At 69.3% G+C, this 18072-nt stretch carries 11 protein-coding genes; 3 read left to right on the top strand and 8 right to left on the bottom strand.

Annotated features, from left to right (window positions below; genetic code table 11):
- Positions 1-9 precede the first annotated feature (9 nt).
- The gene (locus SK571_RS41500) at positions 10-2010 is read left to right on the top strand and encodes a neutral/alkaline ceramidase (protein WP_319989607.1); all 2001 of its coding nucleotides are present in this window, start codon (positions 10-12) and stop codon (positions 2008-2010) included.
- 153 nt (positions 2011-2163) lie between these two features.
- On the top strand, positions 2164-3099 hold the full coding sequence (locus SK571_RS41495; protein ID WP_319989606.1) for an alpha/beta hydrolase: 936 nt from the start codon (positions 2164-2166) through the stop codon (positions 3097-3099).
- A 48-nt stretch (positions 3100-3147) separates the two neighbouring features.
- Here SK571_RS41495 and SK571_RS41490 read toward each other — a convergent pair whose 3' ends face one another.
- The 7 genes from SK571_RS41490 to SK571_RS41460 all read right to left on the bottom strand — a co-directional run bounded on the left by SK571_RS41490 (position 3148) and on the right by SK571_RS41460 (position 14063).
- Complete coding sequence (locus SK571_RS41490) at positions 3148-3462, bottom strand: hypothetical protein (RefSeq protein ID WP_319989605.1); 315 nt, start codon at positions 3460-3462, stop codon at positions 3148-3150.
- Positions 3462-3944 (bottom strand): hypothetical protein, encoded by a 483-nt coding sequence (locus SK571_RS41485; protein WP_319989604.1) that lies wholly within the window; start codon positions 3942-3944, stop codon positions 3462-3464. Before SK571_RS41485 ends, SK571_RS41490 begins: the two co-directional genes overlap by 1 nt.
- 52 nt (positions 3945-3996) lie before the next feature.
- A complete protein-coding gene (locus SK571_RS41480) occupies positions 3997-4416 on the bottom strand; it encodes a hypothetical protein (RefSeq protein WP_319989603.1) in 420 nt (139 codons plus the stop codon).
- A 6-nt stretch (positions 4417-4422) separates the two neighbouring features.
- Positions 4423-5274 (bottom strand): universal stress protein, encoded by an 852-nt coding sequence (locus tag SK571_RS41475; RefSeq protein ID WP_319989602.1) that lies wholly within the window; start codon positions 5272-5274, stop codon positions 4423-4425.
- Between the two features lie 52 nt (positions 5275-5326).
- Entirely contained in the window at positions 5327-8629 is a 3303-nt protein-coding gene (locus SK571_RS41470; RefSeq protein ID WP_319989601.1) for a CARDB domain-containing protein, read from the bottom strand.
- A 52-nt stretch (positions 8630-8681) separates the two neighbouring features.
- Positions 8682-12449, bottom strand: a complete 3768-nt coding sequence (locus SK571_RS41465) for a galactose-binding domain-containing protein (protein WP_319989600.1) — start codon at positions 12447-12449, stop codon at positions 8682-8684.
- A 357-nt stretch (positions 12450-12806) separates the two neighbouring features.
- Entirely contained in the window at positions 12807-14063 is a 1257-nt protein-coding gene (locus SK571_RS41460) for an alpha/beta hydrolase family protein (protein WP_319989599.1), read from the bottom strand.
- Positions 14064-14114: 51 nt separating this feature from the next.
- On the opposite strand from SK571_RS41460, the gene SK571_RS41455 reads away from it, so the two are divergent.
- A complete protein-coding gene (locus SK571_RS41455) occupies positions 14115-14927 on the top strand; it encodes an NmrA family NAD(P)-binding protein (RefSeq protein ID WP_319989598.1) in 813 nt (270 codons plus the stop codon).
- On the opposite strand, the gene SK571_RS41450 is transcribed toward SK571_RS41455, so the two are convergent.
- A complete protein-coding gene (locus SK571_RS41450; RefSeq protein WP_319989597.1) occupies positions 14924-18001 on the bottom strand; it encodes a S8 family peptidase in 3078 nt (1025 codons plus the stop codon). The genes SK571_RS41455 and SK571_RS41450 overlap by 4 nt on opposite strands.
- Between the last annotated feature and the right edge of the window lie 71 nt (positions 18002-18072).

Genomic DNA, 18072 nt, shown 5'->3' with positions numbered 1-18072 from the left:
GGGGTGCTCATGCGGACAAAAGTCTTGACGGTGGTCGCCGCACTCGTCGGTGCGGCGCTGGTCAGCGGCCCGTTCGCGTGGGCCGAACCCGAGCCGTACCTGGTGGGCCGGGGCATCTCCGACGTCACCGGCCCGGCCGCCGAGAACGGCATGATGGGCTACTCCAAGTTCGACCAGAAGACGACGGGCATCCACCAGCGGCTGCGGTCGCGGGCCTACGTCGTGGTCGACCGCGCCACGACCAAGCGCGTCGCGTACGTCAACGCCGACCTCGCGATGATCTTCCGCGCGGTTCAGGAGGGCGTGCTCACCAAGCTGCAGGCGAAGTACGGCAGCACCTACACGCGCGACAACCTGCTGCTCTCCGCCACGCACACGCACAGCGGCCCCGGCGGGCAGTCGCACAACCTCGCCTACAACCTGTCGATCCTCGGCATGCAGCCGCAGGCGCTGGCCGCCGTGGTCGACGGCATCGTCGAGTCGGTCGTCGAGGCGCACGAGGACGTCAAGCCCGGTTCGATCAGCCTCGGCATCGGCGAGCTCACGAACGCATCGGTCAACCGCTCGCGCGTCGCGTTCGACCGCAACCCCGACAAGGGCGCCTTCCCGGCCGGCATCGACCCGCAGATGACCGTGCTGAAGTTCAAGCAGGGCACCGAGAACGTCGGCGCGATCAGCTGGTTCGCCACGCACAACACGTCGATCACCAACGCCAACACGCTGATCAGCCCGGACAACAAGGGCTACGCGGCGTACCAGTGGGAGCACGACGACGAAGGCGTGCGGTACCTGGACGACACGGCGGACTTCGTGGCGGCGTTCCCGAACACCAACGCGGGCGACATGTCGCCGAACCTCAACCTGAAGCCCGGTTCCGGCCCCACCGAGAACGAGTGGGAGAACGCCCGGATCATCGGCGAGCGCCAGAACCGCAAGGCGCAGGAGATCTACCGCGGCCCGCAGTCCGCGATCTCGGGCGGTGTCGACTCGCGGATGCGGTTCGTGGACATGTCGACCGTGCAGGTCGAGGGCCGCTACACCTCCACCGGCCAGCCCGGCACCACCTGCTCGGGAGTCGTCGGCGCGTCCACGATCGCGGGCAGCATCGAGGACGGCCCGGCGATCCCCGGCTTCTCCGAGGGCATGCAGTCGCCGTGGAAGAAGCTCTTCGAGCCGTTGCAGATGGAGGTTCCGCAGTGGCTGCGGGACTGCCAGTTCCCCAAGGCCTCCCTGGTGCCGACGGGTCTGATCGGTGCCACGCCGAACATCGTGCCGCTGCAGATCGTCCGCATCGGACAGTTCCACCTCGTCGCGGTGCCCGGTGAGGTCACGATCACCGCGGGCCTGCGCATCCGCAAGGCGGTGGCCGCCGAGGCCGGTGTGCCGCTGCAGAACGTGCTGATCCAGGGCTATGCCAACGACTACAGCCAGTACGTCACCACGCCGGAGGAGTACGACTCGCAGCAGTACGAGGGCGGCTCCACCCTGTTCGGCCGCAACACGACCCCGGCCTACCAGCAGGAGTTCGCCAAGCTCGCCGCGTCGATGAGGGCGGGGACCACCCTGCCCGCCGGCCCGAACCCCGGCAAGCCGCCGTTCACCGACATCAACCTGCAGACCGGTGTCGTGCTCGACGACAAGCCCGCCGACAAGAAGTACGGCGACGTCCTGATCGCGCCCAAGGCGTCCTACGGTCGCGGCGAGACAGTCACGTCGGTGTTCGTCACCGGCCACCCGAAGAACAACCTGCACCGCAACCACACCTTCCTCGAGGTGCAGCGGCAGGTGAACGGCCAGTGGACGCGCGTCGCCGACGACGGCGACTGGTCGACGCGCTACAAGTGGGAACGGGTCGGCATCGCCTTCTCCAACGCCACGATCACCTGGCAGATCCCGGCGGACACCCCCGCCGGCACCTACCGGATCGTGCACCACGGAGACGAGAAGAGCGGCTGGACCGGCAAGATCACCGGCTTCACCGGCGCCACGGCGGGCTTCACCGTCGGCTGACCTGAACTTGATGAGGGGAGCTTTCATCAACCTCGTTGATGAAAGCTCCCCTCATCAAGTTATTCCCCGGTTCGATGAGGCCGTGATTACGTTGTGCACGATTTAATCGCGCACTAGCTTTATGGCATCACCCCGGAACGCCAGGAGGAAGCCATGAAGCGCCCCGTTCTCGAACCCGCCGCCGCCGAGTTCGCCGCCGCCACCGCCACGCCGCCGTTCCTGTTCGAGATCGCCCCCGAGGAGGGCCGCAAGGCCGTCGACGAGGTGCAGTCGGGCCCGGTGGACAAGCCCGAGATCGACGAGCAGTGGGTCGAGCTGGACGGCTTCAAGGTCCGCGTGGTCAAGCCGGCGGGGGCCACCGGTGACCTCCCGGTCATCCTCTACATCCACGGCGCCGGCTGGGTCTTCGGCAACGCCCACACCCACGACCGCCTGGTCCGCGAGCTCGCCGTCGGCGCCGGGGCCGCGGTCGTCGTCCCCGACTACTCGCTGTCGCCCGAGGCCCGCTACCCGGTCGCGATCAACCAGAACTACGCCACCGCGCAGTGGATCCAGAGCAACGGCGCCGCTTACGGCCTCGACGTGACCCGCGTCGCGGTGGCCGGTGACTCGGTCGGTGGCAACATGGCCGCCGCGCTGACGTTGCAGGCCAAGGAACGCGGCGACATCGCCTTGAAGGCCCAGGTGCTCTTCTACCCGGTGACCGACGCGTCCTTCGACACCGACTCGTACCTGCAGTTCGCCGAGGGCTACTTCCTGCGCCGGGACGGCATGCAGTGGTTCTGGGACCAGTACACGACGAACCCGGTCGAGCGCGCCGAGATCACCGCGTCCCCGTTGCGCGCCACCAGGGAGCAGCTCGCCGGCCTGCCCCGGGCACTCGTGATCACCGCCGAGGCCGACGTGCTGCGCGACGAGGGCGAGGCCTACGCCGACAAGCTGCGCGAGGCCGGCGTGCCCGTCACCGCCGTCCGGTACGCGGGTGCGATCCACGACTTCGTGATGCTGAACGCGTTGCGCGGCACGCACGCCGCCGAGGCCGCGATCAACCAGGCCGTCGCGTTCCTCCGCGAGGCGCTCGAGAAGTAGGCACCGGTTCCCGGCCCCGTTCCCCGAGTGGAGCGGGGCCGAACGGTGTCAGGAGAACCACGGCAGGGCCACGAGCACCACCAGCACCGCCGTCGCCGCGACGAGCAGTACCAGCCCGGTCAGCACGAGCACGACCCGGGGCCACCGCGCACCGGACGGCACGTCCTCGTAGGGCGTGCTGCCCATCGGGGCGGGGAACTGGCCGGTCGCCGGGCTGGGGGCAGCCTGGACGGGGGCCTGGACGGGAGCCGCCTGGGCGGGGGCTGCCGGGGCGTTGTAATTGATCATGCTTCGGCCCACCGGCGGCCACGGCGCCGGGCCGATCTCGGCGGAACCACTTGTTTCATCGGGTTTCTCGGCCATCACGGCCACCCCTTCGACTGGGCGAGCTGCACACACCACGCCGACACCTCGACGAGCAGGAGCACGAGGCCGGCCACGAAGCACCACTGCAGCTTGCGGAGCTTCTTCTCGTTGGCGTCGAGCCACTGTTCGAAGTCGGCCGCGAGATGCCGTCGCATCGAGTCGAGGTCGTGCCCGCGGTCGACCGCGGCCAGCAGCCGTGACGCGCTGGACAGGAACGTCCACCGCCAGACCGGCGCGCAGATCACCAGCGCGAGGACGAGGACGCCGGTCATCGCGGTGATCGCGACGACCGTGGCCGCGCCCCAGCGAGGGGCCTGCAACGCCGTGCCCACGAACGAGGAGCTGACGAGAGCCGCGCCCGCGGTCAGCAGCGTGACCCGCGAGCGGAGGTTGTCGAGCACGCCCTGCTGGTAGCTCAGCGCCCGCAGGGACTCCGAGAACACCAGTTCAAGCCGCCTGTCCGGCTCTCCGCTCTCCACCGGCCCATCATCCGCCGATCGGCTCAGCGCAGCGTGGCCCGAACGGGTGGAGTCAGCCGCGCCGGGTGCTGGTGACGTGGAACGGCGTGCCCTGCTGGCACGTGGTCATCCCACCGGGATCAGCCCGCCCGGTCACCTCCACCACGGCGCCTGCCACCGCGATCGCGGGGTCGGCGCCGAGCAGCAGGTACTGCTGACCACCGCTGGTCAGGAGCGTGCAGCCGGACTCGACGCCGCCCGAGACGGTGCCTCGCAGCGTCGTCACGCCCGGCTCCAGCGCCCGCGACGGCGTGGGCAGCGGAGGCGGCGTGGTCGCGGCCGACAGCGAAGTCGACGTGGGCGGCAACGGCGCGGGAACGCTCGGTGTGGACGTGTCGGTGGTGGGAGTGCTCGACGCAGGCACCTGTGGCGGCGGCACTTGGCCGCACGACGCCAGCACCAGGCACAGCAGCGCGGCCGCTAACCGGCGCATGTCACGTCACCTCCGATGAACCACGGCGACCGGGCACGGCGCGTGGTGGAGCACAGCGTGGCTTACTGAACCCAGAATTGCACGCCTCATCGCGCCACGGCCGTGACTGCCGACCGCGATCAGGGCCGCGCCATCGGCCGCCTGGAGCAACGCGCGGGCGGGAGCGTCGAACGCGACCTCTTGTGCCACGTGGACATCAGGCCACCGCGCGGCGTGGGGTGCCAGGTGCTCGTCCAGCACCTTGGCCAGGTCGACGCGGACGTGGTCGAAGTCCTGCTCGGGCAGTTCGGCCCAGCCGACGTCGTTCCACGCGTGGACGGCGAGCAGCTCACGACCGTGGCGGGCGGCGTGCTCGAAGGCGAACGCGATCGCGTCCGTCGAGGTCTCGGAGCCGTCGACGCCGACGACCACGCGGCCGTCACGGGGGCCGGAGCGGGTCACGATCACGGGGCGCCCGCCGGTGGACACGAGCTCGACGGCGGTGGAGCCCAGGAACATCTCCGCGATGCCCGTGCGGCCGGACGAGCCGAGCACGAGCAGGTCGCCGGGTTCGGTGGCGAGAACGTCGACAGGGCGGCCGATGCGCACGTGCGCGGCCACTGCGAGGTCCGGCCAGTTCTGCCTGATCTCGGCCGCGAGCTCGGTGAGGTGGTCCGCGGCTGCCCTGGACATCGTCTCCTCGGTGACGAACTCCGGCACCGGGATGGACATCGGCGTGAAGACGGGCTCCGGCAGGGGAGCGCGCACGGCGTGGACGACCTGTAGAGCCGCGCCCCGGCGGGAAGCCTCCTCGGCGCCGAAGAACACCGCTTGCCTGGCCAGGCCGGAACCGTCGAAACCCACCACGACCGTGGACATGAGACCACCTCCGACCGGGGCATACCCGATCGGAGGTGGTTTCAAATGTGACCTAGTTGATGACGAACTGCGAACCCGGCTCGATGGAGATGTCGCCGTCCCTCGAGTTGGTGATCGTGACGTTCGTCAGGCGCGCCGAGCCGCGGGCCTGGGCCATCGCGAGGATGCCGGAGCCGTTGTTCGACCTGTCGATGCGGACGTTGGTGATCTGCACGTCCGGCATTCCGCTGCCACCGCCCTTGAACTGGATCCCGTCGTAGGTGGAGTCCAGGATCTCGGTGTCGCGGATGACGACACCGGGGATCGGCAGGTTCTGCGAGAACAGCGTGATGGCGCCGAACTCCTGCGCCTCACCCCAGAACGCGCCGCCCGTGCGGTGCAGGGCGTTGTTGGCGAGCGTCGTCGTCCCGCCGAACGGCAGCGGGTCGTGGTCGGTCGCCAGCATGATGCCGGGGTAGTTCGCCGTGTCGGAGATGATGTTGTTCTCCGCGCGGTTGTTCGAACCACCGTAGATCGCGATTCCGTTGGCACGCCACGGGAGTGCGATCGTGTTGTTGAGGAACGCGTTGCCGTTGCCGGCATCCAGGTTCTGGTCCTTCACGTACTTCGACGCCCACACCGCGAGTGCGTCGTCGCCCGTGGTGCGGAACGACGAGTTGAACACCGTGGAGTTGCGCGTGCCGTTGGTGAAGTTGATGCCGTCGGCGTACGTGTCGCGGATGCGCATCCCGCTGAACTGCAGGCCGTCACCGGGGTTCCAGAGCTCGGGCAGGTTGCTGTAGTCGCGGCCCACCCAGACACCGACGTTGGCGTGCTCGATCCACACGTTGGTGATCCTGGTGTTCTTGCCGAACCGGCCGTTGAGGCCGACGCCGCCCTCCGCGTTGCCGTCACCGCCGCGGATCCGGCCGGAGCCGAAGATCGCGATGTCGGAGATCTGCGTGTTGTCGTCGATGTCGAACCCGAAGTTGCCCTCGTGCGGGTGGTTGATCGTGCCCGCGTCCTGCGGCTGGATCAGGCTGAACAGCTGCGAGTGCCACATGCCCGCGCCGCGGATGGTGGCGTTGCGGATGCCGACCTGGTTGTGGCCGCCGCTGCCGGACTGGGTCAGGATCTTCTTCTCCTGGCGGAACCTGCCCTCCGGGATCCAGACGCACGGGATCTGGCCGGTCTGGTCGGCCGTGACCGCGCGCTGGATCGCGTCGGCGTCGTCGGTCTGGTCGTTCGGCGTGGCACCGTACTGCGTGATGGAGACGCAGTCCGCGGGCTTCTGCGCGGCCGGCGCGACCTGCTCCAGGTCGATCAGGTCGAGGACGTAGAACTGGGCGCTGTCACCGGAATCGCGCTGCAGCTTGAACTTCGTGCCCGCCGGGTAGCTGGAGGCCAGCAGCTGGGAGGTCTCGTCGAACAGCCTGCGGGCGTCGCCACCCGGACGGTTCGTGAGGCCTTCGGGGTCGTCGGTCGTGCCGTAGAGCCAGCTGTGCCGCGAGGACAGGGTCAGCTTCTGCACGAACTGGTCGTTCGCGTAGAGGCTGATCGTCGCCTCCTGGCCCCCGCCGGCGGCGGCGTCCGGGATCGAGTTGCGCACGACGATCGAGTTGGTGCTGACCGTCGAGGTGATCTCCACGAACTGGCCCTGCGAGTCGAGGCGCACCGACTTGCGGCCCGAGGACTCGGACCCGAAATTGGTGTGCCCGAACGTGCGCTCCGCATCGGCCTGCAGCAGCGTGCCCTGGTAACGGCCCGCTTCCGCCTCGTAGCTCGTGAACGGCACGGAGGCGCCGCGCCCGACCACAATGGACTGCGTCGCGGTGTTGTTGGTCTCGTTGGTCTCCGCGACCTGGCCGGTGGCGTCCGCCGTCGCGGTGGCCGTGGCGCCGCCGTTCGTGGCGGTCCAGGTGCCGACGTTGACCGTGACGGTCTGACCGGCGTTGATCGCTCCGGTGTTGGCGGTCAACGTGCTGCTGCCGACGGCCACCCGCGTGACCGACGCGCCGGCCGCCGACGTGCCGCGGTTGGCGACCTGCACCGCGAACGTCACCTGCTGGCCCGCCGCCGGGGACGACGGGTTCGGCGTGACACCGGTGATCTGCAGGTCCGGTCCCGGTGCCTGGCCGACGACCAGGGGAGAGCCGGAGGTGAAGGTGTTGTTGCCCTCGTTGGTCTCCGCGACCTGGTTGGCCGGGTCGACCGTGGCCGCGGCCGCGTAGGACCCGGCGCCACGCCGACCGGCGTCGACGGTGACGGTGGCCGTGGCTCCGGGAGCGAGGCCGCCGACCTGGGCGGTGCCCGCGGCGGTGCCGCCGAGGGTGATGTTCAGCGTCGTCGCGCCGGACGCCACGGTGCCACCGTTGCGCACGGTCGCGGTGAGCCTGATCGTGTCGGCCTCGCTCGGGCTCGCCGGCGTCCACGTCAGGTTCGTGACGGTCAGGTCGGGCGCCGGCGCGGAGGCGCCGAACACCTGGAACTCGGCGACCTGGCCGCCGGGGGCGCCGGTGTTGGAGTAGAAGTGCAGCCGCACGTCCGAGGCCCTGCCGCTCACCGGGATGGTGACGGTGTTGCCGGTGGCCGGGTCGAACCGGTAGTCGGCGCGTGCCTTCAGAGTGCCGAACGCCGTGGCGCTCGCCTCACGGCCGAGCACCTCGAAGTTCTGCGTGCGCGCACCCCACGCGCCGTCGGGGTTGAGCTTGACGACGACCGAGGTGACGTCCGCGTTCGAGCCCAGCTTCGCGGTCAGGTGACCGGGGAGGCCGTTGGACTCCCAGTACGTGCCGGTGTTGCCGTCGACCGCGTTGCCCGGCACGTAGGTGTGCACGTGCCCGGACTCCTCGACCGGCTTGCCCGCCGCGAGGTTGTCCCCGGGAGGCGGAGGGTCGACCGGTCCTGACTCGCCGTGCACCTCGAACTCGCTGAGCTGGGCGGCGGCCCAGCCGGTGTTCGCGGTGATCGTGACGCGCACGTACCTGGTGCTGGTGGCCGGGAAGTCCAGCGTCACCGTGTTGCCCGAGCCGGGGGAGAAGACCCGCCCGCCGGAACCGACGATGTCGCTGAACTGCGAACCGGTGGAACTTCCTTGCACGGCAAGCGTTTGCGTGCGCTGCTCCCAGTTCGAGGGCAGGCGCAGCACGACCTTGCTGACGCTCTTCGCGGCGCCCAGGTCGGCCTGGATCCACTGGGGGAACGCGCCGTTCGCGCTCTCCCAGTAGCTGCCCTGGTTGCCGTCACCGGCGTTCCCGGCGCCGTACGGGCCGTTGGTGCTGGAGGCGGTCAGGTTCGCGGACAGCCTGACGACCGCGGCTCCTGCCGTGGGTGTCAATCCGAACAGTGCGAGGGCGCTGACAAGGGCAGCGCTCACCGCACGCCTGAATAGCGTGTTTTTCATTGAATTGTCCTTCGCGGCAGGGAAATCAGTTGATATTGATCTTGAAGGTGGACGTCGTGTTCCTGATGTCCTGGAAGTTGTTGCTGAACCTGAGGCCGTTGAACGTGACCTCACCGACGGCCGGGCCCTGACCTTGCTCCGGCATCTCGTTGGCCCACAGGCCGAAGCCGGACTTGGCGTCGAAGGCGTCGCCGCTCTTGCGCGCACCCGAGATGCTCACGTTGGACAGCACCGTGTCCTGGAAGACGTTCTCGGCCGCACCGTTGTACTTCGTCTGGAACATGATTCCGCTGTACGTCGGATCGATGATCTCGACGTCGTTCACCCGGATCCCCGTGTACTTCTTGGAAGCGGAGAACATCCAGATCGCGCCGAACGTCTGCGCGCCCCAGAAGTGGCCGCCGGACCGGACGAGCGTGAGCCCGCTGAACGTCGTCGGCTCGGGCCCGAAGTCCTCCATCGGGTACCCGAAGTCGAGCGAGCTGATCGTCACGGCGGAGTAGGTGAGCGTGTCCGCCACGTAGATGTTGCGGAACGTGTTGAGCTTGCCGCCGTAGACCGCGAGACCGGCCGCGCGCCACGGGGTCAGCACGGAGAGGTTCTCGAACACGTTGTTCTGCTGGCCGCTGCCCCCGCCGTCGGTGGCGGCGAACAGCGCGAACGCGTCGTCACCGGTCGACCGGGCCTCGATGTTCGCGATCCGGTTGCCCGCAGACCCGTTGGTCAGGTTGAGGCCGTCCGCGTACATGTCGCGAATGCGGCTGTCCCTGATGACGTTGTTGTCGACGTTGTTGCCCCAGAACAGGCACATCATGTGCTCGACCCAGATGTTCTCGATCGTCATGTTCTGCACGCCGGCGAAGTCGAACACCTTGCCCGGCCCGTTGATGCGCGCGGTGTAGTTGCCGAACACCGCGAACCCGCTGAACGTCGACCCGCTCGCGGACGACTGCGCGCTGAAGCCGATGTCGGTGTTCTCCTGCGTGAGCGGCGCCTGGAACCGGGTGAACCAGGGTCCCGCGCCGACGACCCGGACCGCCTTGCCGTAGACGTTGAACTTCTGCGCCGTCTGGTAGGTGCCCGCGGGCAGGTAGACGCCGATCAGAGTGCCGGTCGTGTCCATCCGGACGCGGTCGAGCGCGTTCTGCACGTCCTGGTGGGTGAACCCGGCGGGCACGGCATAGTGTGCGGCGTCGGGGTTTCCGGCTGCCGTCACCTGTTCGAAGTTCACGAAGTCGATCGCGTAGTTCGTGGTGTTGGCCGCGTCCTTCTGCAGCTTGATCTTCGTGCCCGCCGGGAACGTCGAGTTGAGCATCACGTTCGCCTCGTCGTAGATGTGGCGCGGCCCGCCCGCTCCCGGCGAGTTGCCGGGCTCGGCCTCGTTGCCGTACTGCCACATGTACTTCGACGTCAGGTCGACGGCCTTGTGGAACTGGCCGTTGACGTAGACGTTGAGGTTCGACGTGATGCCGCCGCCACCGGAGCTGTCCGGGATGGAGAAGCGGGTGACGAGGGTGTTGGTGGGGCCGGACGTCGTGAACTCGACCGACTGGCCGGTGGCGTTCAGCGTGACCGCACGGCGGCCCGACGCCTCACCGGCGAGGTCGCCGATCGTCCTGTTCGGACTGAGGACCTGCGCGCCGCCGCCGGCGGTGGCGTCCTCGGCCTCGACGTGCTGCCACGGAACGCTGGCACCGCGGCCGATGAACAACGACTGCTCGCTGGTGTTGTTGCCCTGCTTGGCAGGGATCTCGTTGCCATCGTTGGCGATGGTCGTGCGGACGGTGTAACGGCCGTCGGCGGCGGGCCACGTGCCGAGGTTGACCGCGGCGGTGGTCGCACCCGCGTTGATCGTGCCGGTGTGGCTGCCGGTCAGCGTGCGCACGGTCTGGCCGCTGCTGTTCAGCAGCGTGACCGTGATGCCGTGGGCGCCGGCCGCGCTGGCGATGGTGCCCTGGTTCTTGATCGCGACGCTGAACGTGGTGGTCTGGCCGCCGGCCGGGTTGCTCGGCGACCACGACGGCACGGCCACCAGGTCGGAGCTCGGGACCGGCGTCACGACCAGCGGGTCCGGGTGGATGCGGGAGTTGTTGGTCTCGTTCTGCTCCGCGACCTTCTTGGTCTCGTCGACCTTGGCCGTGTACTCGTAGCTGCCCGAGGGACGGGCCGCGATCGTGGTGCTCACAGTGGCCTGCGCGCCTGCCTCGAGGGCACCGACCTGGGCCGTGCCGACACTGGTGGTGCCGAGGAAGAACGTCACGTCGGTGGCGGTGCTGGCCGCTGAGCCCGCGTTGCGGACGGTGGCGTTCAGCGTGATCTGGTCCGTCTCGACGGGGCTCGCGGGCGTGACCGACGTCGTGGTGACGGTGAGGTCGGGATTCGGGGCAGGGGTGCCGAACACCTGGACCTCCGCCACCTGGGCGCCGGGCGCACCGGTGTTGGACGTGACGCGCAGCTGCAGATCGGCCACCCGCGCGGACGCGTTGATCGTGACGGTGTTGCCGGACGCCGGGTCGAAGCGGTGGTCGCGGCCCGCGACGAGGCTCGTGAAGCCGGTGGCGTTCTGCTCGCGGCCGAGGACCTCGACGTTCTGCGTGCGGGCGCCCCAGGCCGAGTCGGGGTTGAGCTTGACCACGACGGAGCTGACGTCCGCGTTCGATCCCAGTTGGACGGTCAGCGTGCCGGGGAACCCGTTGGACTCCCAGTAGGAGCCCACGTTTCCGTCGTTGGCGTTGGCGGCGACGAAGGTGTGCACGTTGTGGTTCGCCGTGACGGGCTTGCCCTGCGCCAGGTTCGTGCCGGTGGCGCCTTCGCGCGTCACGGTGTTGCTGGCGGGGGACTGGTTGCCGGCCGCGTCCTTCGCGATGACGTGGTAGCTCACGCGCAGGCCGTCGGGCTGGCTGTCGGTGTAGGTCGTGCCGGTCACCGTGGTCCGCAGGGTGCCGTTGGCGTAGACGTCGTAGGCGGTGACGCCCGTGTTGTCCGTGCTCGCGTTCCAGGTCAGCCGGATCTGTCCGGCCTGCGGCTGGGTCAGGGCGAGGTTGACCGGTGCGGTCGGTGCCTGCGTGTCACCCCCGGTGGGGCCCTGCACCTCGAACTCGCTGAGCTGGGCCGCGGGCCAGCCGGTGTTCGCGGTGATCCGCAGCCGCACGTACCGCGTGGTGGCGGCGGTGAAGTCGATGGTGACGGTGTTGTTCGCGGACGGGGTGAACTCGTAACCCCTGGAGGCGACGAGGTCCGTGAAGGTCTGGCCGTCGGTGCCGCCCTGGACCGCGAGGGTCTGGGTGCGGGCGCCCCAGCCGCCGGTCGGGAGCTTCAGCACGACCCGGTCGGCCTTCACGGCGGCGCCCAGATCGGCCTGGATCCACTGCGGGAACGCGTTGTTCGCGCTCTCCCAGTACGTGCCCTGGTCGCCGTCACCGGCGTTGCCCGGCCCGTAGTTCTGGTTGGTGCTGCTCGCGCTGTACGTCGCCTGGAGGTTCGCGCTCACCGCGGCCTCGCGCACTTCGAGCTTGGCCGTGGTCCTGGTGGCACGGACGTGCCGGACCAGCGTCGGATCGACCTGGAACGTCACCCTGCCGTTCTTGAAGTCGTGTGGTCGTTCCGCGACCAGCGTCGACCAGCCTCTGCCGTCCAGGCTCGTCTGCACGGCGAACGTCTCGGTGCTGTTCTTCGGGGCGCTGAGGGTGACCTGGTCGATCCGGGTCTGTTCGGCCAGATCCAGGCTGACAGGGGCGGCCTGGGCGGCGGGGGCGATGGTCAGGGTCGCCGCCGCGGTGACCAGTGCCGTCAACGGGGCTAGCAGGGAGCGAACGCGTGTCGTCGGTGACATGGCGTGCTTGGCCCTTCTCGGTGGGGACGCGAGGGGGTGTGGCGCGCCTCACCGTAGAAGTGACTAGCAGATTACCGCAATATCTCGACGTGATTGCGCAAATTTGCGACATAGCGCTCTGAGTAGGAAAGGCGGGTGTTCGTTCCCGTGTCCGACCAGTGTCGCAACGTGCACAAGGCCGACCACCAGCAGCTGGACATCCGGTGTTGCAGGAGGTTCGGGCCCGAACCTGCCCAAGAAATTGATGGAGTTGCGATGGTTCCGGCTTGCGAGCACTTGCTGTGGGCTTGCTGAGCTTGCGTAAGGCTTGCGCAACTTTCAGAGGGGCGCGAACAACCTTCTGGCTCGGTTCAGCAGATCCAGCCGGTGCTCACGCTGCCGGAGCGAGTGCCCCTCGCCGGGATAGACGACGAGTTCGGAGTGCTTCACCGCGCCGTGCAGGAGTTCGGCTTGCTCCACCGGCACGTTGGTGTCCTCCGCGCCGTGCACGATCAACATCGGCGTGGAGATCCGATCCGCGTAGGTGATCGGACTGTGTTCGGGGCTGTCGCCCAGCGCCGCCTCGAACGCACCCCATTCACCGGTGGCGATCAGCTTCGGCCAGTCGGAGATGCCCGCCCCCACCAACGCGGCCTTGAATCGATCCGTCCTGGTCGTCGCCCACGCGGCCATGAACCCGCCGTGGCTCCAGCCGGCGATGCCGAGCCGGTTCCCGTCCGCCACGCCCTGGTCGACGAGCAGGTCGATGCCGGCCTCGATGTCGTGCCACTCCTCCTGGCCGACCTTCTTGGCGACGGCCGCCGCGAACTCGTGGCCGTGGCCCTGCCCTCCCCGCGGGTTGGGTAGGAAGGTCGCGATCCCCTGATGCGCGAACCACTGCGCCGACGGCACCCAGTGCAGCTGCAGGTCGTCGGTCCACCGGTCGTACGGCCCGCCGTGGACGATCGTGACGAGACGAGACGGTCCGTCTCGTTCCGTCCAGCCGACGGGGAGCACCAGGAGACCGTCGAGGTCGAGTCCGTCGCGGGCTCGGTAGTGGAGACGTTCCTGGGTGCCCCACGCGATGCCGTCGACATCGCGGTAGCGGGGTGGCAGGTGCGACCCCGTCACACGGCCGAGGAAGGTGCCGTCGAGGCGGTGGAACTCGGTGTCCAGTCCGGTCGCGACGACCATGACCGGCGCGCTGCCGTCGTCCTGCACGAGGTCGATCGGGCAGGCGCGCATGCCCTCGGTGAGGTTGTGGTGGCGCTGGTCGAAGACGGCGTTGCCGCCCTGCAGGTGCGGCGGTGTCAGCGCGAGGTAGAAGACTTCGTCGCCCCACCACACCGGCGAACCGGCGTCCGCGGGTGTCGTGCCCAGGTCGGTGACGGTCCCGTCGGTCTCCACGACGTGCAGCGCGGGGTTGAGCAGGCCGGGGTCGATCTCCGGTGACGACCAGGTGATCACCGCGAGCCGGCCGTCGGGGTGCTTCGCGACCTCGGCGACGTGACGGCCCGGGATGCTCACCCCCGTGGGTGCGTCCTTCGCCGGCGGCGGGCTGTGGCCGGCGGTGATCTCGTCGGTCAGTTCGCGCACCGCGCCCCCTTCTCTTGATCTCCAGTTAACTACAGGTTCTACGGTCGGGCCATGACGATTCTCGTTGCGGGGGCGACCGGAAATGCCGGAGCCCAGGTGGTGCAGGAACTGCTCGCGCTGGGCCAGCGGGTCCGCGCGATCACCAGGAACGCGGCGACGGCACGGCTCCCGGCCGGTGTCGAGGTCGTCGAAGCAGACCTGACCAGGCCGGAGACGATCCCGTTCGAGGGCGTCACCGCCGCCCACCTGCTGGCCAGCGCGGGCGACGACTACGCCGAACTGCTCACCGGGCCGGACCTGCTGCGGCGGGCGGAGAAGGCCGGCGTCCGCAGGATCACGCTGGTGTGGAACGGGTACCGGAGTCCGATGGAGGAGGCGGTGACGGCCGGTCCGCTGGAGTGGACCGTGTTGCGGCCGGGTGACTTCATGTCGAACTCGCTGGCCTGGGCCGAGTCGGTGCGCCGGGAGGGGGTGGTGCGCGAGCCGTTCGCGTACGCGCGGAGTGCGCTCGTGCACGAAGGCGACATCGGCGCGGTGGCGGCCGCCGTGCTCGTGAGGGGTGGGCACGGCGGCCGCACGTACGCGTTGACGGGGCCGGAGGCGTTGTCCGTGCCGGAGCAGGTGGCCACCATCAGCGCGGCGATCGGCCGGGAGATCAGGTACGTCGAGCAGTCCGAGGCGGAGGCACGGGACGAGATGCTCAGGGCGGGGCGGCCCGCGGAGTTCGCCGACGTGCTGCTCGGCTGGAAGCGGGACATGCCCGCCGAGGGGTACACGGTGGTGCCGAGCGTCGAGGAAGTGCTGGGAAGGCCCGCGCGCTCCTTCGCCTCGTGGGCTCGGGAGCACGCGGGCGCCTTTCTCTAGCGGAGCAGGTACGCGTTGACGATCGTCTGCTCCACGGTCTGGCCGCTGCCGGACGCCTTGGCGCGCAAGGAGACCGACTTGGCGTCCTTCGGGTGGGCGAGCAGCACGCGGTTGGCCGTGATCTGCGTGCGCTTCCACGTCGTGCCGCCGTCGTAGGAGACCTCGACGGACGTCACGCGTACCGAGTCCACCTGCGACTGCGTGGAGATCGGCACCGAGAGCATCTGGCCGGCGCGGGCGTAGCCGTCGTCGTCCAGCTGCGGGGCGAAGCGGATGACGGACAACGGCAGTGCCGTTTGCCGGGCCGTCGTGCCACTGCGGAACGTCCACACGCCGAACACCTTGGAGCTGAGGGCGTTGTTCCGCACGGCGGACGTTTCCAGGCGGTAGTGCGCGGCGCCAGGCTGGACGTCGAGCATCGCCCAGCCCGGCTCAGCCGTCTCGACTGCCTTCACGCCGTCGCGGTACAGGGTCGTGCGTGCCTCGGTCACGGGGCCGTAGCCCTCGTTGCCCGCGTTGTCGCCGTACAGAGGCACGGTGATCCGGACGAAGTCGCCGGTGCGGAACGAGTGCGGGATGTCGCGGGCCGGGGGGAGCGCCGGGCCGAACACCGGGCGGTGGAACGGTTCCACGTACGACCTGCCCGGCTTGTAGTGCCGCAGCGGGGTGACGAGCGCGCCGATGTTGCCGGTCTCGTCGAACAGGTTGAACCGGCGCGACCAGTCACCGCCCTCGCCGCCGTAGTACTCGGTGCGCTGGCCGGGAACGAAGTTGTCCAGCGAACCGTAGGTCCAGTCGGCGCGGCCCTCGGGTGAGGAGGTGTGGCCGATCGACGCGCTCTGGCCCGGTTTGAGAGCGGGCATGTCGACCTTGACCGTCGCGAGGTCCTTCTTCGCGACGGTCTTCGTCAGGCCGTTCGGCGCGGATCCCTTCTGGTACCAGGCGAGTCCGTAGAAGTCCGGGCCCGCGGTCCAGAACGTGGCGATCTTGCCGGTGACCTCGTTCGAGTCGGGGCCGAGGCTCGCGACGCCGAGGTGGTCGACGGAACCGCCGACCGAGAAGTTGCCGATCGTGTAGCTGGTGCCGTTGACGACGCGTTCGAAACCGGTCTGCAGCAACGAGAGCTGCGCGGTGACCGGCAGCGTCACCTTGACGGGCTTCGCCTGGCGGGCGTCGAGGCTGATCGTCGTGGCGCCGGAGACGGTCAGGTTCGGGTAGTTGATGACGTCGTGGGTCCAGGCGCCGGACGACGACAGCACGCTGCCGGTCAGCATGTACCGGCCCTTGGCGACGCGGGCGACGCCGGTCGTGCTGTTCGGCCAGACGCGGGCGCCGGTGTCGACGTTGATCAGGAACGCGAAGGTCGACGCCGTCGTGACGCCGGACCGTTCGACACCGGTGACCTTGACGTCGTAGCTCTCCACCTCCAGGTCGGCCACGACGGCCGTGCGCAGGCCGCTCGCGACGATCGCGCCGCCGAACACGCCACCCGCGGGCTGCTCGGCGACGTCCGCGGTGACCGTGGCCGTCGCGGTGCCGCCCGCCGGAACCGTGAGCTCGGCGGGGGAGACGCTGAACAGGGTGCCGTTCGTCTCCGCGGTGAGGTCGAGCGTGACGGCTTCGGACCCCGCGTTGGAGTAGGTGATCTCTCTGGTGAGCGCGGGTTCGCCGGTGTGCGGCCACTGGTGGGCGCCGAAGGTGATGCTCGTCGGGTTCGACGTCACGTTCTGCTTGATCAGCTTGGCGACGTCGACACGGCCGGAGCCCTGTTCGAACGGCGTGAGCTTCTCCGTCGGCGTGGTGGTACCGGTGAGCCGCGCCTTGAGGGCGGCACCGTTCAGTTCCGGCTGCTGCTGGCGCAGCAGCGCCGCCGCGCCCGCGACGTGCGGGGTCGCCATCGAGGTGCCGTCGAGCGAGGTGTAGCCGTCGGCGACCGGTGCGCCGATCCTGCCGTCGGAGTGCAGGGCGGCGACGATGCCGACGCCGGGTGCGGTGAGGTCTGGCTTGAGCGCGCCTGCCTGCGTCGGGCCGCGGCTCGAGAACTCCGCGATGCCGTTCTGGTCGTCGACCGCTCCGACGGTCAGCGCCGCGTCGGCGGTGCCGGGTGAGCCGACCGTGCGCGCGTTGGGTCCGCTGTTGCCCGCGGCGATCACGAACAGCGCGCCCTTCTCGGTGCTGAGTCGGTTCACGGCTTCTTCGAGGGGCTCGACTTCGGGCGTGTCGTAGCCGCCGAGGCTCATGTTGATGATCTGGGCGCCCTGCCCGACCGCCCACTCCATGCCGGCGATGATCCCGCTGTCCTGCCCGGAACCGTTGTCTCCCAGCACCTTCACGTCGAGGATGCTCGCCTCCGGCGCGACGCCGCGGTACTTGCCACCGCTCTTCGCCCCGGTGCCCGCGACGATCGACGCCACGTGCGTGCCGTGGCCGTAGTGGTCGCCGTTGTCGGGGGAGTTCGAGAAATTGCGTTCCCCGATCTCGCGGTCCGCGAGGTCCGGGTGGGTGTTGTCGACGCCGGTGTCGAGGACGGCGACCGTGATGCCCTTGCCGGTCAGGCCCGCCGCGTAGGCGGCGGGGGCGTTGATCTGGGCGACGCTGCGGTCGAGGTTCGCCTTGCGCCGGGCGTCGAGCCAGATCTTCTTCGCGCCGGACGCGGACAGTGTGCCGATGAGCGGAGTCTTGGCCGCGTCGAACGCCACGCCGTTGATGCTGCGCAGCTGGAGACCGGACTGCGCGCTGAGAGTGCCTTCGGGGTAGGTGGCGATGACCGGGAGGGTGCCGCCGTACGTCGCGAGCTCGGTGACGTCGAAGAGGCGCTCGTCGAGCCGGCCGTCCGCGATCATCGGAATGGCGTCGTGCGGCACCACGTACTCGTGTCCTGCGACGGTGTACGTCGAGAACAGGACACGCTCACGGCCGGGCGCGGGCCTGATCGCGCGCTGCCCGGTGAGGACCTGGTCCCCGGTGATCAGCGTGACGGTCGGCGCTGGTGTCGCGGCCGGTGGTGGAGAGGCATGAGCCTGGCCCGCGGTGAGCAGTGCGCCGGCCAGTACGACGACTCCGAGTAAGCGCACCCGGTCCTCCGTAGGGTTGTGAGAGCGTTCTCACGGACCGTAATGAGGTGCTCACCTGGCTGACAAGGTCT

The organism is Lentzea kristufekii, assembly GCF_033949925.1.
Lineage (GTDB): Bacteria > Actinomycetota > Actinomycetes > Mycobacteriales > Pseudonocardiaceae > Lentzea > Lentzea kristufekii.
Note: the sequence above shows the minus strand (reverse complement) of the source record. Positions and strands in the feature narration are given on the sequence as shown.